Here is a 23937-nt window from a genome sequence, read left to right as displayed (position 1 = left end):
TGCGTGCCCGGACGTGCCGTGACGTTCGGCGGGCCGGATGCGCGGACCCGCGCCGAACGAAAAAGGCCGGGGCGCTGCCGCCCCGGCCGGTGATCGCGTGGTCGCGGGTTACTCCGCGAGGCTCACGCCGTAGAAGATGTGACCGCCGAACGGGTCGATCTTGTAGTCCTGGACTTCGGGACGGATCGGCTCGAACACGACCGAGTGCGCGATGGTCGCCCACGGCGCCTGCTCCTTGAAGACGACCTGCGCCTCTTCGTAGAGCTGCGTGCGCTCTTCCTGGTCCGACGTGGTCTTGGCCTGCTGGATCAGTTCGTCGAACGGCTCGTGGCACCACTGCGCGCGGTTCGATCCGCCCACGGCGTCACAGCCCAGAAGCACGGCGAGGAAGTTGTCCGGGTCGCCGTTGTCGCCGGTCCAGCCCAGCAGCACCGCGCCCTGGCGATCCATGTCCTTGGAGCGCTCGAGATACTCGCCCCACTCGTAGGACACGATCTCGGCGTTCACGCCGATCTGCGCGAAGTCTTCCTGCAGAAGCTCGGCCATGCGGCGGGCGTTGGGGTTGTAGGGACGCTGCACCGGCATCGCCCAGATCTCCATCGACAGGTCCGACACCCCGGCTTCTTCCAGCATCGCCTGCGCCGCCTCGGGATCGTACTCGTCGTCCTCGACGGCGTCGTTGTAGGACCAGATCGTCGGCGGGATCGGGTTCTTGGCCGCGGTGCCCGCGCCCTGGAACACCACGTCGATGATCGCCTGCTTGTCGATCGCCATGTTCAGCGCCTTGCGCACCTCGACCTTGTCGAACGGCGCGACCTGCGTGTTGTAGGCGAGGTAGCCGACGTTGAGGCCTTCCTGGCTCATCAGGTTGACGCTCTCGTCGCTTTCCATCGCGTCGAGGTCGGCCGGGTTCGGATACGGCATGACGTGGCATTCGCCCGCCTGCAGCTTCTGGTAGCGCACCGAGGCGTCCGGCGTGATCGCGAAGACGAGGTTGTCGATGGGCGCGGCGCCCTTCCAGTAGTCCTCGTTCGCCTGGTAGCGGATCACGGCGTCCTTCTGGTAGCCGACGAACTCGAACGGGCCGGTGCCGATCGGCGCCTGGTTCAGCATCTCCGGCGTGCCGGCTTCCTGAAGCTGATCGGCGTATTCCTTCGACAGGATCGACGCGAAGTCCATCGCCATGTTCGCGATGAACGGTGCCTCGGGCCGGGTCAGGTTGAAGCGGACGGTGTACTCGTCGACCTTCTCGATGCTCTCGATCAGGTCGGGCATCGACATGGCGTTGAAGTATTCCCAGGTGCCGCCCGAGTAGCCGTTGTACGGGTTCTCTTCGTTGCCCTGCCGGTCGAACGAGAAGATCACGTCGTCGGCGTTGAACTCGCGGCTCGGCTCGAACTGGTCGTTCGAGTGGAAGGTCACGCCTTCACGCAGCTTGAACGTGTACTGGGTGCCGTCCTCGGACACTTCCCAGCTTTCGGCGAGGCCCGGCACGATCTCGGTGGTGCCGCGCTCGAACTCGACGAGCTTGTTGTAGACCTGGCGCGACGAGGCGTCGAACGTGGTGCCGGCCGTGTAGAGCGCCGGGTCGAAGCCTTCGGGCGAACCTTCGGAGCAGTAGATCAGTGTCTGGGCCGACGCGCCTGCGCTGAGCGCGAGCACGGCTGCGCCAGCCGCCAGAGTTGTGCGGAGCAGTGTCATCGAGTGACCTCCCGGTTGTGTTTCTCTCCGGGGCCTCGTTGTCGGACCCCGGCATGGCAGGGACGTTGCACCGGGCGCTATGGAGTATGCAAACCGGATACCCACTGTTTAACGCAAGGTCATCTTTGCGGAAAGAACCCTCACGCTACGGCAGCGGCCGGTCGTCGTGGTCGTCCGACAGCACCCGGTGCCGCGCCCCTTCCAAGTCCTCGTATTGCGACGCGCGCATGGACCAGACGAAGGCCGCGAGGCCGACCCCGCCAAGGATCAGCGACACGGGTATCAGCACGGCAAGCACGTTCATCGTCCCAACCTCATGGCGTTCAGCGACACGGTAACAGACGACGTGGACATCGCCAGTGCCGCGATCAGCGGCGTGGCCGCCCCGACAAGCGCGACGGGGATGGCGATCGCGTTATAGGCCGCCGCCAGCCACAGGTTCTGGCGCATCCGGGTGCGGGCGCGGCGCGCGATGGTGACGGCCTCGGCCACCACCGACAGGTCCTCGGCCATGAGCACCGCGTCGGCGGCGCTGCGTGCGGCATCGAGGCCCGACCCCGGCGCAATGGCCGCGTGCGCCGCCGACAGCGCGGCGGTATCGTTCAGTCCGTCGCCGACCATCAGCACGCGGCGACCCTCGGCGGCCAGGGCCTCCAGCCGCGCGAGCTTGTCCTCGGGCGCGAGGCCGGCTTCGGCCTCCGCGATCCCGGTGCGCGCGGCAACGTCTTCGACCGCAAGGCGTCCGTCGCCGGACAGAAGCGCCACATCGCAGCCCGCCGCCCGCAAGGCCGCGACCGCCTCGGCGGCGCCGGGGCGCAACGTCTCTTCCAGCCCGAATCGGAGGGGCGTCTCGGTGCCGATCCGCAGCCACATGGCCGAGCGCCCATCATCCTCGCCCCCGGTCCACGCCGCGCGCCCGAGCCGCACGGTCTGGCCGCGCCAGGTACCTTCGACACCGCGACCGGGCACTTCGCGGCGATCGGAGACCGTCGCGGCCTCGACGCCCGCCGCCCGCGCGTGTCGCACGAGGGCCCCCGCCGCGGGATGGCCCGAGCCCTCGGCGAGCGCCCGGGCGATGGCAAGCTCGGGGCCGTCAGGTGCGTCGGCGATGCGCGGCGTCCCGGTCGTCAACGTGCCGGTCTTGTCGAAGACCACCGTGTCCACCTCGGCCAGCCGTTCCAGCGCGGTGGACGTTGTCAGGAGCAACCCGCGCCGGAACAGGCGGCCCGAGGCCGCGACCGACACCGCCGGCACGGCAAGGCCCAGCGCGCAGGGGCACGTGATGATGAGAACGGCAATCGCAATGGCCAGCGCATACCAGGCATCGCCCGCGATCCACCACCACGCCACGAAGGCTACGGCGGCGAGGATGTGGACCAGGGGCGCGTAGACGCCGCCCGCCCGGTCGGCGAGCGAGGTGTAGCGGCTGCGTGCGCTTTCGGCGACCGCCACCAGCGCGGTCAGGCGGGCAAGGCGCGTGTCCTGCCCCGCCGATGTCACCTCGACCACAAGAGCGCCGGTCAGGTTGGTCTCGCCCGCGGCCACGTCATCGCCGGGCGCGGCGGCCACCGGCGCGGTCTCACCGGTCAGGGCCGAGCGGTCGAGGTCTGTCTCGCCCTCCACGATGCGGCCGTCCGCCGGAAGCCGCTGGCCCGGAAGAACGCGCACGCGGTCCCCGACGCGAAGCTCCGCGCTCGGCACGGTCTCGGGGCCGTCGCGGCCGAGCCGGGTCGCGGTGCCGACGTCGAGCGCGGCCAGTTCCGCCGCCGCCGAGCGCGCCGCCCGGCGCGTCGCGAGATCGAGCGCGCGGCCCGCCAGCAGGAAGAACGTCAGCGACAGCGCAGCCTCGAACCAGGCATGTCCCGCGCCCCACAACGCCTCGGCCAGCGACATCAGCGTGGCCAGCGCGATCGCCAGCGCGATGGGCACGTCCATCGACAGCCGCCCGGCCCGAAGCGACCGCACTGCACCGGCGAAGAACGGCCGCGCGGAATAGGCGATGGCCGGAACCGAGATCGCCGCCGACAGAAGCTGGAACAGGCTGCGCGTTGCATCCGCCGCGCCCGACCAGACGGCCACCGACAGCAGCATCACGTTCATCATCGCGAAGCCCGCGATCCCCAGCCGCATCAGCAGCGCGCGCATCTCCGCGTCGCCGGGCTTGCCCAGCCGCGCGAGGTCGAGCGGCTGGGCGGGCAGTCCCGCGGCCTCGAGCCGGGCGCACAGCGCGTCGGCGGCGACGCTGCCGTCGGTGACGATCAGCGCGCGTTTCAGGCCCATGTTCACCCGCGCAGAGATCACGCCGGGGACATCAGCCAGCGTCCGCTCGGCGGTGGCGATGCAGGAGGCGCAGTGAATCGTCGGCAGGTGCAGGGCGATGTCGGGGCGCGCATCGGCCGCCGGCGCGGACGCGCCGGGCATCTCGGCGGCGAGGCCGCCGCAGGCACAGGCGCCGCTCATCCCGCGCGCTCCGCCGCGACGATCCGGCGGGCATGGAAGGCGGTGCCGTCCATCGCTTCGGCGTCGATCCTCACGAGCCAGGCGCCGCCCCCCTCGGGCATAGGCGCGACGCGGACCACGCCCTCGGACGCCATCGCCATGACGCGATCGTCCCGGTCGGTCGTCGGCCGGCCCACGGTCACCGTCAGCGCGGCGGGCGCGACGGGCCGCCCTTCGGCGTCGGTCAGCTCGACGCGCAACGCGCCGTCCTCGACCTTTGCCACCGCCTCCCAGCCCAGCGCCTGCTGCGCGGTTCGGTCGGCGTCGAAATGCTGGCTGGCCACGTAGGAGTTCGCGACCTCGAGGCCGGGAAAGGTTCTGACCGCGTTCACAGCCAGGGTGACGTTCACGGCGATGATCGTGCCGAAGCCAAGGGCGAACAGCCCGAAGACGCGGCGGCCGGTCAATTCGAAGCTCATGTCAGTTCTCCTGTCCGTTGAAGACGGTGTCGCGGTGGGCGCGCTCGCCCGAGGCTATGTCCTCGGCCCAGAACCGCAGGGCGGTCTCGGCCGAAGTGGCGGCCTCGGAGCCGGGCGCGGCGGTGACGTAGACCCGTTGCAGGCGCTGGGTGTCGGCGGGCACCTCTGTGATCGTGCCCTCGAGACCCTCCAGTTCGATAGCAAGATCGGCCTCCGAGACCAGCGACAGCGCGAAGTCCCGCGGCTCGCCCTGCTTGTTCCGCAGGCGGATGTCGTAGGTGTTGCGGATGGTCCCGTCCGACAGTGTCACGAAGGTCGGGTTGCGGACCGGGGCCACGGTCATCTCGATCTCGGAGCGGATGAAGAGCGCAAAGACCAGTCCTGCGCCGACCAGGGACCACAGCGCGAGGTAGAGCGCGTTGCGCGGGCGGATCAGGTGACGCCATGCGGCGCGCGGCGTCCCGCCGGCCCGCTCGCGCGGGGCGTCGGACAGCGCGAGGTAGTCGATCAGCCCGCGTGGCTTGCCGATCTTTTCCATGACCTCGTCACAGGCGTCGATGCACAGCGCGCAGGTGATGCAGGCCAGTTGCTGGCCGTCGCGGATGTCGATGCCCATCGGGCAGACGTTCACGCAGGCATTGCAGTCGATGCAGTCGCCGGGCGTCGCCGCATCATAGGCGCCGGTGGTCGTGTTCGGCACGCCGGGCATGGGAATGACCGGTGCGCGGCCGCCGATCTGCGGGCCTGCGGCGCGGGTCACGGCCTCGGGCGCCGCGACCTCCTCGGCCTGTGCGGCGGCCTTGCGACGGCGCAGGCCCTTGCCGCGCGGCTCGCCCCGCCAGTCGCGATAGGCGACGGTGAGGGTGTCCTCTTCCATCATCGCGCCCTGAATGCGCGGCCACGGGCACATGTAGATGCAGACCTGTTCGCGCATGAAGCCGCCGAAGACGAAGGTCGTCGCGGTCAGGATGGCAATGGTCAGGTAGGCCACTGGGGCCGCGTTCAGCGTCACGATGTCCCGCAGAAGCGTCGGCGCGTCTGTGAAGTAGAACACCCACGCCCCGCCGGTGGCGAGGCCGATGGCCAGCCAGATCGCCCACTTGGTCAGGCGCAGGCGCCACTTGTGGGCGGTCCACGGCGCCTTGTGCAGCCGAAGGCGCGCGTTGCGGTCGCCCTCCACCCAGCGCTCGACCGCGAGGTAGAGATCGGTCCAGACGGTCTGCGGGCAGGCATAGCCGCACCAGACCCGGCCCAGCGCCGAGGTGAACAGGAACAGGCCGAGGCCCGCCATAATGAGAAGGCCCGCGACGAAATAGAATTCGTGCGACCATATCTCGATCCAGAAGAAGTAGAAGCGCCGGTTCGCCATGTCGACGAGCACCGCCTGGTCGGGCAGCGCCGGGCCGCGGTCCCAGCGGATCCACGGGGTGACGTAGTAGATGCCCAGCGTGACGATCAGGATCGCCCACTTGAGCCGCCGGAAGCGGCCCGAGACCCGGCGGGGAAAGATCGGCTCGCGCGCGGCGTAGAGTTGCGTATCGGACATCGGGGGGGTGCCTTGGTGAATGATGTCGTGTCGCAGCCGGATTAGGCCGACGCGGTCCGGAGTTCCTTGACGTGGATCAAGCGCTTGTCAGCCTGCGGCAGGCTGTCGCGTGTGCCGGACGCCGCGAGCGGGGCGCGCCTGTCCGCACGCCCCGCCCGGCCCTGCCTCGAGGCGGGCCTCACTCGGGCGCGGTCTCCTCGCCGCCACCGAGCTGGTGGACGTAGGTGGCCACCGCGCGCACGTCGGCCTCGTCGAGGCGCAGGCCCCAGGCCGGCATGACGCCGAACCGCGCATTGGTGATCGTCTCGGTCAGCGTTTCGGTGTCGCCGCCATAAAGCCAGATCGCGTCGGTCAGGTTCGGCGCGCCGACTTCGCGCATGCCCGCCCCGGTCTCGCCGTGGCACGCCGCGCAGTTCGCCTGGTAGAGTTCGCCCCCCGGGCCCGCCGCCGGATCGCCGCCCTGCGCCATGCCCTGAACGTGGTCCACGAGCGTCGCGATCTCCTCGTCCGCGAGAATGTCGCCGAAGGCCGGCATCTGCGAGTAGCGTGCGTCGGGGTCGTCCTCGTTGCGGATGCCGTGGCGCACCGTGTAGGCGATCTCGTCCCGGGCGCCGCCCCAGAGCCAGGCGTCATCCAGCAGATTCGGATAACCCTTGGCCCCCTGCGCGCCGGACCCGTGGCACTGCGAGCAATGGGTGCGGAAGACCGCCGCGCCCGCGTTCACCGCGTAGGAGTGCAACTCCTCGTCCTCGGGGATGGCGGCCAGGTCGGTTTCGACCAGACGCGCCTCGATGCCCGCGCGGGCCTCGTCCACGGCGGCGATGCGCTCGGCCACCTGGCCGCGGGTCGACCAGTTCAGAACGCCCGCCGTGGCCGAGTTCACCAGCGGCCAGGCCGGGAACAGGATGGTGTAGACCACGCCCCAGGCGATCGTCGCGTAGAAGGTCCAGAGCCACCAGCGCGGAAGCGGGTTGTTCAACTCCTCGATGCCGTCCCATTCGTGGCCGGTCGTCTCGACGCCGGTGACGTCGTCTTTCTTGTTCTGGCTCATGGCTTCTGCCTTTCGGAAGGCGTCCCGCCCTCTGCGGGGGTATCGTTTCGGAAGATCACGGAGGCGGCCTCGGCCTGGGCCGTGCGCATCCGCGGAAGGAATGCGCGCACGCAGATGCCCAGGAAGAACAGCGTCATCGCGAGGAGCATCCAGCTGTCGGCGAAGTGGCGGAGCACGGAATAGGTATCCATCTCGTCTCTCCTCAGCGCGCGTCGGCGGCTTCGAAGGTCGAGAAGTCGACCATCGTGCCCAGGACCTGCAGGTAGGCGATGAGCGCGTCCATCTCGGTCAGCTCGTCCCGCCCGTCGAAATTGCGCACCTGCGCGCCCGGGTACCGCTCGAGCAGGCCGTCGTAGTCGCCCATCGGGTCGGCCTGCACGGTGAAGTCCGTCCGCGCCGACGCGATCATCTCGTCGGTGTAGGGCACGCCCACCGCGCGGTGGGTCCGCAGCAGGTCGCCGACATGCTCGGGCTCGATCGTGGCGCGGCGCAGGTAGTCGTATTTCGGCATGATCGATTCCGGCACGACGCTTTGCGGATCCTCGAGGTGATCGACGTGCCACTCGTCCGAGTAGCGGCCACCGACGCGCGCGAGGTCCGGCCCGGTCCGCTTCGACCCCCACTGGAACGGGTGGTCGTACATCGACTCGGCTGCGAGGCTGTAATGCCCGTAACGCTCCACCTCGTCGCGCATGGGCCGGATCATCTGGCTGTGGCAGACGTAGCAGCCCTCGCGGACGTAGACCTCGCGCCCGGAAAGCTCGAGCGGGGAGTAGGGACGCACGCCCTCCACTTCCTCGATCGTGTTCTCGAGCCAGAACAGCGGCGCGATCTCGACGATGCCGCCGATGGTCACGACCAGGAAGGCAAAGACCATCAGCAGGGTGGCGTTGCGCTCGAGGATCGCGTGCTTGTCGAGCAGCTTCCGGTGGTGCGGCAACTCGTTCGGGATGCCGCCGTCACCCGGCTGCGTGACCTTCGGGTCGTCCTCGGCGGGGGGGATCTTGTCGTTCTTGTCGCTCATGGCTGGTTACTCCGCGGGGACTTGGGCGGTGACGGGCCGGGCCGCGCGGATGGTCATCCACATGTTCCAGACCATCACGAGACCGCCGGTGAGGTAGAGGATGCCGCCGAGGCCACGGACCACGTACATCGGGAACTTGGCGGAGACGGTGTCGGCGAAGGAGTTGACGAGGAAGCCGTTGGCATCGACCTCGCGCCACATCAGGCCCTCCATGATGCCGGTCACCCACATCGAGGCCGCGTAGAGGACGATCCCCACGGTCGCGAGCCAGAAGTGCAGGTTGATGGCGCGCACGGAATGCATCTGAGTCCGGCCCCAGAGCTTGGGCGTCAGGAAGTAGAGGCAGCCGAAGGTGATGAGGCCGTTCCAGCCCAGCGCGCCGGAGTGCACGTGGCCGATGGTCCAGTCGGTGTAGTGGCTGAGGCTGTTGACCGCGCGGATCGACATCATCGGGCCCTCGAAGGTCGACATGCCGTAGAAGGCGAGCGAGGCCACGAACATCCGGATGATCGGGTCGGTGCGGATCTTGTCCCAGGCGCCTTCCAGCGTCATCAGGCCGTTGATCATGCCGCCCCAGCTGGGCATCCACAGGATGATCGAGAACACCATGCCCAGCGTCGACGCCCAGTCGGGCAGCGCGGTGTAGTGCAGGTGGTGCGGACCGGCCCAGATGTAGAGGAAGATCAGTGCCCAGAAGTGGATGATCGACAGCTTGTAGCTGTAGATCGGGCGCCCGGCCTGCTTCGGCACGAAGTAGTACATCATGCCCAGGAAGCCGGCCGTCAGGAAGAAGCCTACGGCGTTATGGCCGTACCACCACTGCACCATCGCGTCCTGCACGCCGGCGAAGACCTGCACCGAGCGCGAACCCCAGATCGAGACCGGCAGCGACAGGTTGTTCATCACGTGCAGCATGGCCACCGTCACGATGAACGCGAGGTAGAACCAGTTGGCGACGTAGATGTGCGGCTCTTTCCGCTTGATGATGGTGCCGAGGAAGACCGCGAGGTAGGCGACCCAGACGATGGTGAGCCAGATATCGACGTACCATTCCGGCTCGGCGTATTCCTTGGATTGCGTGGCCCCGAGCAGGTAGCCGGTTGCCGCAAGCACGATGAACAGGTTGTAGCCCCAGAACACGAACCAGGCGAGGTTGCCGCCCCAGAGCCGCGCGCCCGAGGTGCGCTGCACCACGTAAAGCGACGTGGCGATCAGCGCGTTGCCCCCGAAAGCGAAGATCACCGCAGAGGTGTGCAACGGACGCAGGCGACCGAAGTTGAGGTAGCCTTCGGACCAGTCGAAGTTCAGCTCGGGGAACGCCAGCTGGAAGGCGATGAAGGTGCCCACAAGAAAGCCCGCGATGCCCCAGAAGGCGGTCGCGATGACGCCCGCGCGCACCGGGCCGTCCATGTAGCCCGAGGTGTCGACGACGCGCTTGGGCTCGTCGGTCTGGCGCAACTGCCAGAGGAACATCGCACCGGCGATCACCATGATCATCAGCGCGTGCACGTTGTATGCCAGGTCGCGCGCCCAGTTGGCCGCGATCGCGGCCACGAGGGTGACGATGCCCAGCACGATGAGTTTGACGTAATCCATCCGCCTGTTCTCCGCATCGGTCGGGACGGCCCGGAGAGGGGGCCGCTTCGACGCCGGAGATCACACGGAACGGGCCGCGGTATCCTTGACGTGGATCAAGTTAGATTTATCGCATGTCGGCAGGGGGTTCCGGGTGCCGGCGGGCGGACGGGACCGTGCAGGTCGCGCCCCTAGCCCAGCTCGCCGCCGTCGTCGTCGTCCTGCGCCTCTTCCTGCAGGCGCAGGAGATCGGGCACCACGACGCGGGTGCGGCCCTCGGTCTCGATCACGCCGTCCCGGCGCAGCGCCGACATCTGCCGGCTCGCGGTCTCGAGCGTCAGGCCGAGCGCGTCGGCGATGGCCTCGCGCGTGAGGGGCAGGTCGAAAGTCACCCTCTCGGGCACCTTCGGATCCGGCGTGCCGAGACGCCGCGCCAGCGCCAGAAGGAACGCCGAGACCCTTTCGCGCGCGGCCATGCGGCCCAGCACCACCGACCAGTCCCGTGCGGCGTCGAGATCGTCGAGCGTCATCGACAGAAGTCGCTCGGCAACATGGGGCGTGTCGCGGAGGATCGTCTCGAACGCCTTGCGGTCGAACCGGCACAGCACGACCTCGCTCAGCGCCGTCACGTCGTAGGAAATGGTGTCTCGCCAGGGGCGGCCGATGAAATCCGAGGGCAGCATCAGGCCCGAGATCTGGCGCCGCCCGTCCTCGAGCGTCCGCGAGAGCACCGCCGCGCCGGTCACGACGGTGGCGACGTGGCGCATGGGTTCGCGCGCGAAGAAGATCGGCGCACCGGGAGCGATGGTGGCGTAGGACTTGATCCGCTCGAGCATCGCGAGCTCGTCGGCATCGCAGTAGGCACAGACCGCGCGGTGCCGAATCGGGCACCCCGCGCATGTGTCGCGTGTCTTTGCGATGGCCATGCCGCCCCCCGTTTTCGCAGCAGGATCAGTGCGCTTGATCCACATCAAGTTGCAAGCGGATTGTGCGTGCTACCGCTGGTCGGGTCAATTCGCCGCTCCGATTTCGGGGCGACCTCTGTCCGAACGGTGCCGCCATGACCCAACAAGATGCCACCTCGCGCCTGCTGACCGCCTCGGTTCCGCGATACACCAGCTACCCGCCCGCGAACCACTTCTCGGACAGCGTGGGACCGGACGATTCGGCACGCTGGATTGCGGCAGTGCCCGAGGACACGGCCGTGTCGATCTACCTGCATATCCCGTTCTGCCGTCGGCTTTGCCATTTCTGCGCCTGCCGCACGCAAGGCACGGCATCGGACCGTCCGCTCGACGCCTATGTCGGGCGGCTGGAGACCGAGATCGAGCGGGTGACAAGGCTGATCGGGCGGCGCCAGCCGGTGTCGGCGGTGCATTTCGGCGGCGGCACGCCCACCATCCTGCGGCCCGACCACTTCGCACGGATCGACGCGGCCCTGCGCGGCGCGTTCGCCATCGGCACCGATACCGAGATGTCGGTGGAGGTGGACCCGACCGAGATCGACGAGGACCGGCTCGACGCGCTGGCGTCGATGGGGCTGACCCGCGCCTCGATCGGGGTGCAGGACTTCGACGAGGCGGTGCAGCGCGCCATCGGTCGGATGCAGTCGGTCGAGGAAACCACCCGCGCCGTCGCGGCCCTGCGAGACCGGGGCGCGCGGTCGGTGAACGTGGACCTGATCTACGGCCTGCCGCACCAGACCACCACGACCCTGCGCGAGACCATCGACGCGGTGACCGCCTTCGCGCCCGACCGGGCGGCGATCTACGGCTACGCCCACGTGCCCCGCATGGCCCGGCGCCAGCAGCTGATCCCGCAGGACAGCCTGCCCGGCCCGGCCGAGCGGCTGACCCTGTTCGACACCGCGCAGCGCCTGCTGGCGTGGGCCGGGTACGTGCCGGTGGGGATCGACCATTTCGCCCGCCCCGAGGACGACCTTGCCCGCGCCGCGCAGGAGGGCCGCCTCTTCCGCAACTTCCAGGGCTATACCACCGACGCGGCTCCGGTGCTGCTGGGCTTCGGCGCCTCGGCGCTGTCGCGGTTCCCGCAGGGTCACGCCCAGAACGCCGCCGCCAGCGGCGCCTGGGCCAAGGCGGTGGACGAGGGACGGCTCGCCACCGCCCGCGGCTGGGAGCTGGATCCCGAGGACCGCGCCCGGGCCGAGATCATCGAGCGCATCATGTGCGACTTCGCGGTGGACCTGCCGGCGGTCGCCGCCCGTCACGGCCTGCGCCTCGCCGACTTCTCCGGAGAGCTGTCGCGCATCGCGGCGCACCTGGGGGATGAAGTCGACATCGACGCCGGACGCCTGCGCCTAACCGCGCGGGACGGACGCTTCGCGCGCCTGCTGGCCGCAGAGTTCGACGCCTTCCTGTCCGACGAGACCGGCCGCTACAGCCGCGCGGTCTGACCCCGCGCCGGCCGGTCAGTCGACCTCGGACAGCTTGAACGCGACCGACTGTTCGTTCCACCCGTGAACGCTGCACTTCGCCCGAACGTGGAAGGTCTTCATCCCGTCGGGCAGCATCACCGAGCTGAGGGAGCGGGTGAACGGCTGCTCGTCCACGTGGGGATGCAGAAGCTCGCGCTCGGCGATGACCTTGCCGTCGGCATCCTCGATCCGCCAGCCCGCGGCGTAGTGGTCCCAGCCCTCGTCGGGATGCTCAAGCGTCACCGAAATGCGGCGCGCCATACCCGTCTTTTCCGCCTCGACCGAGACAATACGCGGCGGATCGGCATGGGCCATCGCGACCACGAGGATGCCGGCCGCGACGGCGGCGCCGAGTCTGGCGATCATGAGGGGCTCCTTCGCTCGTTCGCCGGCGACCTGACCAGAGGCTGCCATGAAGTCCAAGCGCGGGGGCGTCACCTTTGCGTGTCGACGTTGCGTCCGGGGTGGCTGAGCAACACACGCCGCGACACCGACGCGAACTCGCGTCGGAGAATGATCCCGTCGGTCACCAGCACCGCGAGGATCAGCGCGCCAGACCCCAGCAGCCACGCCGACGAGGCGATGCCGAAATAGACCGACCGCAGGCCACGGTTGTAGCCGCGCGCCGCGGTGATGTTGATCTCGCCCGCCTGTGCGGCGCGGGCATAGGCATCGGGATCGTCGGGCTCGTTGGGAACGGCGGCCATCAGCACGGCGCAGTAGCCGAACAGCCGGTGCGACCAGACGAACTTGAGAAAGGCGTTGGCCGCGAAGAGGAGCATCAGGATCAACTTGATCTCCCACACCACCACCGGGTCGGCGCCGAGCGTCAGGTCCTCGGCCACGCCCGAGAGCATGTCGGCGTTGCCCACCAGCGCGAACCCCCCGCCGATCGCCAGCATGGAGCCCGACGCGAAGAAAGCCGTGCTCTGTCGCAGGTTCGAAATGATCTGCGAGTCGAAGATGCGCGGCTGCCGGGTGACGAAGTGGCGCATCCATTCGCGCCGGTAGCGCGCCATGAGCGTGCTGACGGACGGATAGCTCTTCGGCGGATGCTCGATCGCGAGCGTTGCACCGATCCAGGATCCGAACAGCAGGGCCACGGCCAGCAGGTCGAGACCGGTGAACAGCGCGAGGCGCTCGGTGAGGACCTCGAAATCCATCAGAACGGCTTGGCGATCACGACCCACAGGACGGCGATCACGCCCAGCACGCTGACCTCGTTGAAGATCCGCAGGAACTTGTCGCTGTAGGCGAAGCGGCCCTTGCGCGCCGCGATCACCATCGCACCGGTCCAGGCGTAATGCGCCACCAGCAGCAGGACGAGCCCGAGCTTGAGCCACACCCACCCCGGCATCGCCAAAAGCCCCCCAAGCCAGAGACCGGTGGCCAGCGCGATCACGCCAAGGCCCGCGGAGAAGCGGTAGAGCCGGATCGTCAGGTCTCCCAGCGGGCCGAACTCGCCCAGCCGGTCATGCTCGCGCCTCCAGTAGATCAGGGCGCGCGGCACCGCGAAGATGGAGGTCATCCATCCCATAACGCACAAAATATGGGCAACCTTGATCCATGTCATGTCTCGATCAATGCGCTGCGGCGTATCTGGACGCAAGGGGCATGGGTGCGCCCCGAGGACGGCGGCGGCCGTCGGACAGGAAAACGGCGGGCGCGTATTTGTCCGCCGTCCCGGTCTGCCGCCGTCCAACAGGCGCACCCGCTCTCCCCCTGACATTCCCGCGACCCCGCCGACCATTCCGGATTGCGTGGTGGTCATCTTCCGCGCGCCGCACTAGGATTTCGCGTCAGGAGGAGGCCAAGTCATGCAGATGCCAGATCCGGATTCCCGCATCCTGTCCCGCCGCGACGCCATTGTGGAGCGTCTGCGCGGATGCCTGCCCGCCGATGCCGTGATCTCCGACCCGGCCGAGACCCGCGCCTACGAGTGCGACGCGCTCACCGCCTATCGCTGCGCACCGCTTGCCGCCGTGCTTCCGCGCACGACCGAGGAGGTCGCCGCGGTCCTCAAGGTCTGCCATGACGAGGGCGTGCCGGTGGTTCCGCGCGGGTCGGGCACGTCGCTGGCCGGGGGCGCGCTGCCCACGGCCGACTGCGTGATCCTCGGCGTCGCCCGCATGACCGAAGTGCTCGAGACCGACTATGCCGACCGCCTCATCCGGGTGCAGACCGGGCGCACCAACCTGTCGGTCACCGGGGCAGTGGAAGAGGACGGCTTCTTCTACGCGCCCGACCCGTCGTCGCAGCTGGCGTGCGCCATCGCGGGCAACATCGCGATGAACTCGGGCGGGGCGCATTGCCTGAAATACGGGGTGACGACCAACAACCTGCTTGGCGTGACCATGGTCACGATGGAAGGCGAGATCGTCGAGCTGGGCGGCGGACACCTCGACGCGCCCGGCCTCGACCTGCTCGGCGTGATCTGCGGGTCCGAGGGACAGCTCGGCGTCGTGACCGAGGCGACGCTTCGGATCCTGCCCAAGCCCGAGGGCGCGCGGCCGGTGCTGATCGGCTACGGCTCGAACGAGGTTGCGGGCGCTTGCGTGTCGGACATCATCAAGGCCGGCGTGCTTCCGGTGGCGATCGAATTCATGGACCGGCCCTGCATCCGCGCCTGCGAGGCCTTCGCCAAGGCAGGCTACCCCGACTGCGAAGCCCTGCTGATCGTCGAGGTCGAGGGCTCTGACGCCGAGATCGACCACCAGCTCGGCCTCATCAAGCAGATCGCGCGCGCCCACGATCCCGTGGAACTGCGCGAGGCGGGCGATGCCGATGAGGCCCAGCGCATCTGGCTCGGACGGAAGTCGGCCTTCGGCGCGATGGGGCAGATCAACGATTACATCTGCCTCGACGGCACCATCCCGGTCTCCGAACTCCCCCGCGTTCTGACCCGCATCGCCGAGCTGGCGGCGGGCTACGACCTCGAGGTCGCAAACGTCTTTCACGCGGGCGACGGCAACATGCACCCGCTGATCCTGTTCAACGCCAACGTCGAGGGCGAACTTGCCAAGGCCGAGGCGCTGGGCGCCGACATCCTGCGGCTCTGCGTCGAGGCGGGCGGATGCCTGACCGGCGAGCACGGCGTCGGCATCGAGAAGCGTGACCTGATGGCCGACCAGTACGACCCGGCGGACCTCGAGGCGCAGATGGCGGTCAAGGACGTGTTCGACCCCGGCTGGCTATTGAACCCGGCCAAGGTCTTCCCGCTCGACGTCTCCGAGGCCCGCCGATCGGCGCAACTGGCGGCCGAGTGACCGGGACTCTGCCCCGAACCCCGGGATATTTTTGACCAAGAAGAAGCAGGGGGCGCCATGCGGCCCGAGACCGAAGACGAGCTGGCGGAAATCGTGGCGGGGGCACGCGGCCCCCTCGCCGTGCGCGGCGGGGGAACACGCGGCATGGTGCAGGGCCCCGGCGACGTGCTGGAGACCGGCGGCCTGACCGGCATCAGCCTCTACGAGCCGGGCGCGCTGACGCTGGTGGTGCGGGCCGGCACGCCGCTGACCGAGGTGGAGACCGCGCTTGCCGCCGAGGGCCAGCGACTCGCATTCGAGCCGATGGATCATCGCGGGCTGGTGGGGTCCGGCGGCTCTCCGACGATCGGGGGCGTGGTGGCGGCGAACGTGTCGGGACCACGGCGCATCCAGGCCGGGGCCTGCCGCGACGCGCTTCTGGGCGTGCGCTTCGTGGACGGCGCGGGCCAAGTGGTCCGCAATGGCGGGCGGGTGATGAAGAACGTCACCGGCTACGATCTCGTGAAGCTGCTGGCGGGCAGCCGTGGGGCGCTGGGCGTGCTGACAGAGGTATCGCTGAAAGTGCTGCCGGTGCCCGAGACGCAGGCAACGCTGGTGCTGCGCGGGTTGGATGCCGGCGAGGCGGTGGCGGCGATGTCCACGGGGCTGGGGTCGCCCTTCGAGGTGACCGGCGCGGCGCATCTGCCTGCGGCCGACGAGACCTGCCTGCGGATCGAGGGCTTCGCGGACTCGGTGGCCTACCGGCTCGGGCGACTGGCGGAGCTGTTCCCCGGGCACGACGCGCAGCACGAGACAGACCCCGAGGCGGTGGCCGCCCGCTGGGCCGGCGTGCGGGACGTGGCGCCGTTCCACGGCCGCGATGGCGATGTCTGGCGGGTCTCGGTGCGCCCGAGCGCGGCTCCGGATCTGGCGCAGAGGCTCGGGGCCGAGGCGCTGATGTTCGATTGGGGCGGCGGGCTGATCTGGGCGCTGACGCCACCGGGCCACGACCTGCGCGCGGCCATGACCGGCACGGCGGGGCACGCCACGCTGGTCCGCGCGGCGCCCGAAACCCACGCCGCGCTCGGCACGCTGCATCCCGAGCCGGCCGCCGTGGCGCGGTTGACCGATGGGCTGCGCCGGCGCTTCGATCCGAACGGGCTGTTCTCCGGCACCACCGCCGCGCCGGCAGCGGCCTGATGCGGCCCATCGCCTTCGCCACCTGCTTCGCAGTGGGACCGACGCTGTGTGCGGGCCTCCTGCGCGCGGCCAGAGGACGCCGGACGGCCGCCGCGCTCGCAGCAGGAACCCCGCCCGTCCTGCGCGCCTGCCGGACAGGGCGTCCGTCGCTTTCGGCGCTGTGGTTGGGCCGGGTGCGGGCCGTCACAACGGCAGCCAAAGCGCTGCGGCCGCGGCTCACCGCGGCGCCGCCCCGGCGCATGGCAACCGCCCCCGCCCTTCTTGCAACGATCATGCCGCGGTCCGGACCGGCCACGGCGACCTCAATGGCCTTGTGACATGCAGACGACCTTTACCGACGCGCAACTGAAAGATCCCGATACCGCCCGCTCGAACGAGGTGCTGCGCGCCTGCGTCCACTGCGGGTTCTGCACGGCGACCTGTCCCACCTACCAGGTGCTGGGCGACGAACTCGACAGCCCGCGCGGGCGCATCTACCTGATCAAGGACATGCTCGAGAACGAGCGGGTTCCGGACGACAAGACGGTGAAGCACATCGACCGCTGCCTGTCCTGCCTCGCCTGCATGACAACCTGCCCCTCGGGCGTGCACTACATGCACCTCGTCGATCACGCCCGCGACTACATCGAGGACAACTACCGGCGGCCGTGGCGCGACCGCGCGCTGCGCTGGGTGCTGGCGCGCATCCTGCCCTATCCGGGGCGGTTCCGGCTGGCGCTGCTGGGCGCCAAGGCCGGGCGTCCGTTCAAGCGGCTGATGCCCGATGCGCGACTGCGGGCGATGCTCGACATGGCACCGCGGACAATTCCGCCTGTCAGCGCGAACGACGACCCACAGACCTTCCCGGCGGAGGGCCGGCGGCGCAAGCGCGTCGCACTGATGACCGGCTGCGCGCAGAAGGCGCTCGATACCGACATCAACGACGCGACGATCCGGCTGCTCACGCGACTTGGGTGCGAGGTGGTCGTCGCCGAGGGCGCAGGCTGCTGCGGCGCGCTCACGCACCACATGGGCAAGACCGGCGAGAGCCACGGCAGTGCCGCGCGGAATATCCGCGCCTGGACGCGAGAGATGGACGGCAACGGGCTCGACGCGATCGTCATCAACACCTCGGGCTGCGGCACCACGGTCAAGGATTACGGCCACATGTTCCGCACCGAGGCGCTGGCCGACGACGCGGCGCGGGTCTCGGGGATCGCGATGGACGTGAGCGAGCTGCTCGCGACCCTGATGAAGGAGGCCGACGCTGAGGCTCAGGACACCGCGCGCGAAGGCATCGCCGGCACCGACGCGGCGCCCGGCCACGGTGTCTTCGGCCCGACCCGCGCCGAGGGCCGGGGGTTGCGCGTGGCCTACCACGCGGCCTGCTCGCTCCAGCATGGGCAGAAGATCAAGTCGCACCCGAAGGACCTGCTCAAGCGCGCGGGCTTCGCGGTGGTCGAACCGGCGGACAGCCACCTCTGCTGCGGATCGGCCGGCACGTACAACCTCATGCAGCCCGAGATTTCGGCGCAGCTGAAGGAGCGCAAGGTCCGCACGCTGGAGGCGCGCGAGCCGCAGGTGATCGCGGCGGGAAACATCGGTTGCATGATGCAGATTGGCGGCGGCACCGAGATCCCCGTCGTGCACACGGTCGAGCTTCTGGACTGGGCGACGGGCGGGCCGAAGCCGCCCAAGCTCGTCGAGGCCGGATGACGTAACGGCGTCCGGCCCGCCGGGCCGTGCCGCCAAACTTTCGCCACCGGTTCGGGGTAGACTCCAGATGGTGCCTTGAAGGAGACCTGACGTGCGCGCCCTGACTGCCCTTCTGTGCGCGGCGCTTCTGTCCGCGACCCCTGCCGCTGCCGCCGGATTGCTGTCGCTCGGCTCGTCGCAGGACGGTCGTGACTGGGATGCGGTGGGGCGGCTCGAGGTCGGCGGCAAGGCGTTCTGCACAGGGGCCCTGATCGCCCCGGACCTCGTGCTGACGGCGGCACATTGTCTCTACGATGCCGACACCGGGGCGCGCGTGCCCGCGACGGAGATGCAGTTCCGGGCAGGATGGCGCAACGGGCGCGCCGCGGCCTACCGCTACATCCGGCGCGCGGTGCACCTCGGACGCTACGATTACGGCGCGGCAGAACAGCAGGAGCGTGTCCGCTCGGACGTGGCTCTGCTCGAGCTTCAGCACCCGATCCGCAACACGACCATCGTCCCGTTCGAGACCGACCGCGAGCCCGGCGAGGGCGATCGGATCGGCGTTGTCTCCTATGCCCACGACCGACCGGAGGCGCCGCAGCTTCAGGAGATGTGCGATGTGCTCGCCCGGCAGGACGGCATCGTGGTGATGTCATGCCAGGTCGATTTCGGATCGTCAGGCTCTCCGGTCTTCTCGTTCGACAGCGGCACGCCCCGCATCGTGTCGGTGGTCTCGGCCAAGGCCGAGGCCGATGGCGACCCGGTGTCGCTGGGCATCGGCCTCGACGGTCCGCTGGTCGAGCTGCGCGCCGAGCTTGACCGGGTGCGCGCAGCCTCGGCCGTGCCCGGCACCCGCGCGCTGGTCGCGGGCGCCCGCAACGACACCGGCGCCAAGTTCATCCGGCCGTGATCCGCGCCGCGCTTCTGGCGCTGACGTGTCTCACCACAGGCGCAGCCGTCGCGGCTCAGACGCCGGGCGCGCTGTCGTCTCTCGATCGACGCGACCTGCTTCTGGGGTGGGAGGCTGTGGGCCGGCTCGACGGGCCGCACGGATCCTGCACCGGCACCCTGATCGCCGCCGACATCGTGCTGACCGCGGCGCATTGTGTGGACGGAGTCGCCGACCCGGCCTCGCTGCGCTTCGGCGCCGGCTTGTCCGGTGGCCGGGCGCTGGCCGAGCGGGTGATCTCCGGCATCTTCCTCGACGACGACTACGGAGGGCTCGAGAACGGACGTCTGCCGTTACACCGCGTGCCGGCGGACATCGCGCTTGTGACGCTTGCCCGCCCTGTGTCGCCCGCCGAGGCGCGGCCGTTCCGGGTCGCGTCGCCCGGACCGGTGCCAGACGCGGTGACTGTCGTCTCCTATGGGCGCGGTCGCAACGACGCCCCGTCGCGCCAGTCCGCCTGCGAGGTGACCGGGCGCTACCGCTCGGGCGTGCTCCGGTTCGACTGCGACGTGACATTCGGCTCGTCCGGAGCGCCGGTTTTCATGCGCCAGAACGGCCGTCTTCGTATTGCGGCGCTGGTGTCGTCGGGCGGCGACGGCGCAGCCTACGGCCCACCGCTCGCGGACCGGGTCGGTCCGTTGCTGGCACGGGTCCGCACAGAGGCCGCGCGCCCCGCGCCCGGTCCCGGCGCCCGACGCGTGCGCCCCGGCGAAAGGCCCGGAACGGGAGCCTCCGGAGCCCGCTTCATCCGCCCCGACAGGTCTTGAACAGGGCAAGAACGCTCCCCAAATTTCCGGTACGGGAATGCCGCTACAGGGTTCCCGGTCCCAGACGACGCCCGTCCCGCGACGGGAGGGCGCGTTTCAAGTTGTCGCTCAAAGGAGGATGACACCATGCGCAGCTTCGATCTTGCTCCGCTTTACCGGGCCACCGTCGGCTTCGACCAGATCGCCGACCTCATGGACCGCGTTCTGGCCAGCGATGTGAGCCAGCCCACCTACCCGCCCTACAACATCGAGAAAACCGCTGACGATGCCTACCGCATCTCGATCGCGGTCGCCGGCTTCTCGGCCAACGACCTGTCGGTCGAGGTCAAGGACGGCGCGCTCGTGGTCTCGGCCCGCAAGGCCGACGAGGATGGGGGCCGCACCTACCTGCACCGCGGCATCGCCACCCGCGCGTTCGAGCGTCGGTTCCACCTCGCCGACCATGTCCGCGTCACCGGTGCGAGCCACACGGACGGGATGCTTCACATCGAGCTGGAGCGCGAGATCCCCGAGGCGCTGAAGCCTCGCCGGATCGAGATCCAGAAGTCCGAAACGGTCGAGACCGACAAGGACGTGGTGGACGCCAAGGCCGTCAACTGATCGGCCCGTCCCAAGACAGACTGCGCGCCCCGGCATCCGCCGGGGCGTTTTCGTTTCGGGCCGTGGAGGGAGGACCGGCGCGGAACCGCGATGATTTCTCAACCCCGGGCTTGAGCGGACAGCAGTCAGCTTGCTGACCGGTCGTTTTGGCTGAAACGTGGGAGATGTGTGTCGGCGCGAATGGCTCCGTCGCATTTACAAGGGGCCAGAGACCGGACCCGACCAAGGACCCGGTCCGACCTGCCCGCGAGCCGGTTCAGCCCAGCTTCCAGATGTCCCCGAGGATCGTCTCCGGTTCGGGGATCCGAGCCTTTGCGGGCGCGTCGTACAGCACCAGTGCGGCGCCCTTCACTTCGGGCCAGAGCACCAGCCCTTCTGGATGATCGACCGGCCCGCGATAGGGCAGTTCGACCACGTGTTCGACAACCTCGGCCGGTACGACCCCCGAGGTCTCGAAGGCCCGGAATCCCTTCCAGCGCAGGATGTCCGAGCGTCCGTCGCCGCCGGTGACCGGACCCGTCAGGATCAGCAGGTCGTCGCCGTCGACCTCGAGGTCGCGGATGCCCTCGCCTGCCGCTGGCACCAGGTGCTTGCGGTAGCGCCGTCTGCCGTCGATGCGGCGCGGCTTGAGGTGGCCGTTTTCGGTCTCGCCCATCTCGAGTCCCAGGATCACCGCATGGTCCCGCAGGACCGGGCCGCGCAGGCCCAGCCAGACGCGCTCGCCGCGTGCGACCATGCCCTCGATGTCGAAGCCGTTCTCCTTCGACGGGATCCCGAGCGCCGGGCCCAGATGCGCGTCGTCCTCGAGCCAGCCCAGCAGCTTGGACCGTTTCTTCTTCAGCTTGATCCAGGCCGCGCGGCGGGTGCCGTGCACCGCCACCGGCTCATACCCGCCGGGCCGCTTCACCAACGGGAATCGCCCGAGAAAGTAGCGGTTCGGGTCGCGCTTGATCCTCGCCATCGCAGCCAGCCCGCTCTCGGCGTCGTGCTTGTGCGGTTTCATCTTGCCGCGCTTCAGGGAATGCGAGCCCGTCACCCAGAGCCAGCCGCCGTCCACGTCGAGCCCCTCGATGTCCATCTCGCCGTCGGGGCCCCCGGGCAGGTCGATCATCTCACCGAAGTTGAAGTGGACGTGGTTGCCCCACGTCCCCTGCCCCGTGGGCGTAAGCCGGTCGATCCCCGCCGCCTCGTCGCAGCAGACGAACAGGCTGTCTCCGGCCCGTGCGGCGGACGAGACGTCCTCATGGATCGCCGCCGTGACGCCGTCGATGTCGTCGGCGTGCCGGAAGGCGAGCGAGATCGTGGAGTGGGGATCGGGATGATGCGGCATGAGGAGCCTCCGTGCGGATCAAGCCCCTCAACGCCCGGTCGCCTCGCGGCGTTCCCCGCCGCCAGCCCGTGCACGGGACGGCGTGCGGGGCGATGCCCGCCCGCACGGGGCGGGCGAGCGGCGCACGTCGTCACACCGTGAGACAGACGTACTTCATCTCCATGTATTCCTCGATGCCGTGGTGGCTGCCTTCGCGGCCGAGGCCGGACTGCTTCACACCGCCGAACGGCGCGACCTCGGTCGAGATCAGGCCGGTGTTCACGCCGACGATGCCGTATTCCAGCGCCTCGGCCACCTTCCACACGCGGCTCAGGTCCTTGGCAAAGAAGTAGGACGCGAGACCGAAGATCGTGTCGTTGGCCATCTCGATGACCTCGTCCTCGTCCTCGAACCGGAAGAGCGGCGCGAGGGGCCCGAAGGTCTCCTCGGTGGCGAAAGCCATCTCCTGGGTCGCGCCGGTGACGATGGCGGGCTTGAAGAAGTTGCCCTCGGCATCGTCCTGGTCAGAGCCGAGGATCACCTTGCCGCCCTTCGACTTGGCGTCGCGGATGTGCTCCTGCACCTTGTCGATGGCCTCGCGGGTGATCATCGGGCCAAGGTCGACGTCCTCGTCCGTCAGGCCGTCACCAACCTTCAGCTGCTCGACCCGGGCCTTCAGCTTCTCGGCGAACTCGTCATAGACGCCGGCCTGCACGTAGAGGCGGTTCGCGCAGACGCAGGTCTGGCCGTTGTTGCGGAACTTGCAGGCAATCGCGCCCTCGACCGCCGCGTCGATGTCGGCATCGTCGAAAACGATGAAGGGCGCGTTGCCGCCCAGCTCCATCGAGCATTTCTTGACCTGATCGGCGGCCTGCTTGAGCAGGATGCGCCCCACTTCGGTCGAGCCGGTGAAGGTCAGCTTGCGGACCTTGGGATTCTCGCAGAATTCCTTGCCGACCTCGGAGGACGAGGACGAGGTCACCACGTTGAACACGCCCGCCGGGATGCCCGCGCGTTCGGCCAGGACGGCGATCGCGGTCGCCGAGAGCGGCGTTTCCTTCGCCGGGCGCGCGACGAACGAACAGCCCGCCGCCAGTGCGGGGCCGGCCTTGCGGGTGATCATCGCGTTGGGGAAGTTCCACGGCGTGATCGAGGCCGCGACACCGATCGGCTGTTTCATCACGAGGATGCGCTTGTCGCGCGCGTGGCCGGGGATCTGCTCGCCCAGGACGCGCTTGGCCTCTTCGGCGTAGAACTCGATGAACGACGCGCCGTAGGCCACTTCACCCTTCGATTCGCCCAGCGGCTTGCCCTGCTCGGCTGTCATGATGCGGCCGAGGTCCTCCTGGTTCTCCATCATCAGGTCGAACCACTTGCGCATGACCTGCGCGCGCTCCTTGCCGGTCCAGCTGGCCCAGTCCTTCTGCGCCTGCTCGGCCTGGTCGATGGCATCGGCCACCTGGGTGCGGCTGAGATCCGAGACTTCGGCGATCACGTCGCCGCGGGCGGGGTTCACCACGTCGAACGTCCCGTCGTCGCCCTTGATGAACTGCCCGCCCACGTAGGCGCGCGGCTCCAGCAGGCTGGGGTCGTTAAGAAGGCTGGCGAGGTCGGTCGCTTTGTCGAGCATGAGAGTCACCTTTCGAGAGAGAGGGCGCCCGGTGACGCCCGTACTTGCCCCAAGCTGTAGGCCCTGTGCCGCCGAGAAGAAAGCGAACTGCGCGACGGCATACGGCGCGAAGGACCGCTCGGAGCGGGTCTTTCACGGCAAACGCAGGGACGCTCGGAATGGTTCATCCCGTCGGGAGGCTTGCACACATGGGCGCGGTTTCATGCGCGGCGCGGCGCCGGCGCAGCACACCGGTTCCCGGGTATCTGACACGGGAAGAAGGCTCGGGCTTGCCTCGCGGGCCGCACCGGCTCTATCGATCAACGGGCGGA

General features: G+C 69.2%; 22 protein-coding genes. 7 read left to right on the top strand and 15 right to left on the bottom strand.

All coding sequences use genetic code 11. The features are described 5' to 3' along the window. Positions 1–108: 108 nt before the first annotated feature. The 10 genes from BMX29_RS13525 to fnrL form a co-directional block, all read right to left on the bottom strand. On the bottom strand, positions 109–1701 hold the full coding sequence (locus BMX29_RS13525) for an ABC transporter substrate-binding protein (protein WP_043844325.1): 1593 nt from the start codon (positions 1699–1701) through the stop codon (positions 109–111). A gap of 145 nt (positions 1702–1846) precedes the next feature. Then, complete coding sequence (gene ccoS / locus BMX29_RS13520; RefSeq protein WP_081749732.1) at positions 1847–2005, bottom strand: cbb3-type cytochrome oxidase assembly protein CcoS; 159 nt, start codon at positions 2003–2005, stop codon at positions 1847–1849. Next, positions 2002–4161: a heavy metal translocating P-type ATPase gene (locus BMX29_RS13515; RefSeq protein WP_092813667.1), complete on the bottom strand. Its 2160-nt coding sequence runs from the start codon at positions 4159–4161 to the stop codon at positions 2002–2004. The genes ccoS and BMX29_RS13515 overlap by 4 nt, the downstream gene beginning before the upstream one ends. Next, entirely contained in the window at positions 4158–4619 is a 462-nt protein-coding gene (locus tag BMX29_RS13510) for a FixH family protein (protein ID WP_092813664.1), read from the bottom strand. The genes BMX29_RS13515 and BMX29_RS13510 overlap by 4 nt, the downstream gene beginning before the upstream one ends. Position 4620: 1 nt before the next feature. After that, complete coding sequence (gene ccoG, locus BMX29_RS13505) at positions 4621–6165, bottom strand: cytochrome c oxidase accessory protein CcoG (protein ID WP_092813661.1); 1545 nt, start codon at positions 6163–6165, stop codon at positions 4621–4623. 178 nt (positions 6166–6343) lie between these two features. Further along, a complete protein-coding gene (gene ccoP, locus BMX29_RS13500; RefSeq protein ID WP_092813658.1) occupies positions 6344–7216 on the bottom strand; it encodes a cytochrome-c oxidase, cbb3-type subunit III in 873 nt (290 codons plus the stop codon). Next, on the bottom strand, positions 7213–7407 hold the full coding sequence (locus tag BMX29_RS13495; RefSeq protein WP_043844316.1) for a CcoQ/FixQ family Cbb3-type cytochrome c oxidase assembly chaperone: 195 nt from the start codon (positions 7405–7407) through the stop codon (positions 7213–7215). Before BMX29_RS13495 ends, ccoP begins: the two co-directional genes overlap by 4 nt. Before the next feature lie 11 nt (positions 7408–7418). After that, the gene (gene ccoO / locus BMX29_RS13490; protein WP_092813655.1) at positions 7419–8240 is read right to left on the bottom strand and encodes a cytochrome-c oxidase, cbb3-type subunit II; all 822 of its coding nucleotides are present in this window, start codon (positions 8238–8240) and stop codon (positions 7419–7421) included. 6 nt (positions 8241–8246) lie between these two features. Beyond that, the gene (gene ccoN / locus BMX29_RS13485) at positions 8247–9836 is read right to left on the bottom strand and encodes a cytochrome-c oxidase, cbb3-type subunit I (RefSeq protein WP_092813652.1); all 1590 of its coding nucleotides are present in this window, start codon (positions 9834–9836) and stop codon (positions 8247–8249) included. Between the two features lie 170 nt (positions 9837–10006). Next, positions 10007–10741 carry a transcriptional regulator FnrL gene (fnrL, locus tag BMX29_RS13480; protein WP_092813649.1) on the bottom strand — a complete coding sequence of 245 codons (735 nt, stop codon included), beginning with the start codon at positions 10739–10741 and terminating at the stop codon, positions 10007–10009. Between the two features lie 134 nt (positions 10742–10875). Between fnrL and hemN the strand changes: the two genes are divergently transcribed. Next, positions 10876–12228 (top strand): oxygen-independent coproporphyrinogen III oxidase, encoded by a 1353-nt coding sequence (gene hemN / locus BMX29_RS13475; RefSeq protein WP_092813647.1) that lies wholly within the window; start codon positions 10876–10878, stop codon positions 12226–12228. Between the two features lie 15 nt (positions 12229–12243). Here the strand turns inward: hemN and BMX29_RS13470 are convergent, their stop codons facing one another. The 3 genes from BMX29_RS13470 to BMX29_RS13460 all read right to left on the bottom strand — a co-directional run bounded on the left by BMX29_RS13470 (position 12244) and on the right by BMX29_RS13460 (position 13822). After that, complete coding sequence (locus BMX29_RS13470; RefSeq protein ID WP_092813644.1) at positions 12244–12615, bottom strand: hypothetical protein; 372 nt, start codon at positions 12613–12615, stop codon at positions 12244–12246. A 68-nt stretch (positions 12616–12683) separates the two neighbouring features. Next, positions 12684–13412 carry a DUF599 domain-containing protein gene (locus BMX29_RS13465; protein ID WP_092813641.1) on the bottom strand — a complete coding sequence of 243 codons (729 nt, stop codon included), beginning with the start codon at positions 13410–13412 and terminating at the stop codon, positions 12684–12686. Continuing rightward, positions 13412–13822, bottom strand: a complete 411-nt coding sequence (locus tag BMX29_RS13460) for a CopD family protein (protein WP_092813638.1) — start codon at positions 13820–13822, stop codon at positions 13412–13414. The genes BMX29_RS13465 and BMX29_RS13460 overlap by 1 nt, the downstream gene beginning before the upstream one ends. A 244-nt stretch (positions 13823–14066) precedes the next feature. Here BMX29_RS13460 and BMX29_RS13455 point away from each other — a divergent pair, with 244 nt between their 5' ends. The 6 genes from BMX29_RS13455 (at position 14067) to BMX29_RS13430 (ending at position 20687) form a co-directional block, all read left to right on the top strand. Further along, positions 14067–15515 (top strand): FAD-linked oxidase C-terminal domain-containing protein, encoded by a 1449-nt coding sequence (locus BMX29_RS13455; protein WP_092813635.1) that lies wholly within the window; start codon positions 14067–14069, stop codon positions 15513–15515. A 57-nt stretch (positions 15516–15572) separates the two neighbouring features. Further along, entirely contained in the window at positions 15573–16694 is a 1122-nt protein-coding gene (locus BMX29_RS13450) for an FAD-binding protein (protein WP_092813633.1), read from the top strand. A 318-nt stretch (positions 16695–17012) separates the two neighbouring features. Then, positions 17013–18389: a glycolate oxidase subunit GlcF gene (gene glcF, locus BMX29_RS13445; RefSeq protein ID WP_092813630.1), complete on the top strand. Its 1377-nt coding sequence runs from the start codon at positions 17013–17015 to the stop codon at positions 18387–18389. Positions 18390–18480: 91 nt separating this feature from the next. Then, entirely contained in the window at positions 18481–19281 is an 801-nt protein-coding gene (locus tag BMX29_RS13440; RefSeq protein WP_092813628.1) for a trypsin-like serine peptidase, read from the top strand. Beyond that, positions 19278–20087: a trypsin-like serine peptidase gene (locus BMX29_RS13435; protein WP_244889237.1), complete on the top strand. Its 810-nt coding sequence runs from the start codon at positions 19278–19280 to the stop codon at positions 20085–20087. Before BMX29_RS13440 ends, BMX29_RS13435 begins: the two co-directional genes overlap by 4 nt. Positions 20088–20213: 126 nt before the next feature. Next, a complete protein-coding gene (locus BMX29_RS13430; RefSeq protein ID WP_043844292.1) occupies positions 20214–20687 on the top strand; it encodes an Hsp20 family protein in 474 nt (157 codons plus the stop codon). A 256-nt stretch (positions 20688–20943) separates the two neighbouring features. Here the strand turns inward: BMX29_RS13430 and BMX29_RS13425 are convergent, their stop codons facing one another. Continuing rightward, positions 20944–22017, bottom strand: coding sequence for a DUF3616 domain-containing protein (locus BMX29_RS13425; protein ID WP_092813625.1), 1074 nt, complete (start codon positions 22015–22017; stop codon positions 20944–20946). Positions 22018–22147: 130 nt separating this feature from the next. After that, positions 22148–23626, bottom strand: a complete 1479-nt coding sequence (locus tag BMX29_RS13420) for an NAD-dependent succinate-semialdehyde dehydrogenase (RefSeq protein ID WP_043844288.1) — start codon at positions 23624–23626, stop codon at positions 22148–22150. Between the last annotated feature and the right edge of the window lie 311 nt (positions 23627–23937).

Source organism: Roseivivax marinus, from assembly GCF_900109705.1.
GTDB classification, from domain to species: Bacteria; Pseudomonadota; Alphaproteobacteria; order Rhodobacterales; family Rhodobacteraceae; genus Roseivivax; species Roseivivax marinus.
The sequence above is the reverse complement of the archived record's forward strand: the minus strand, read 5'-3'. Positions and strand labels throughout refer to the sequence as shown.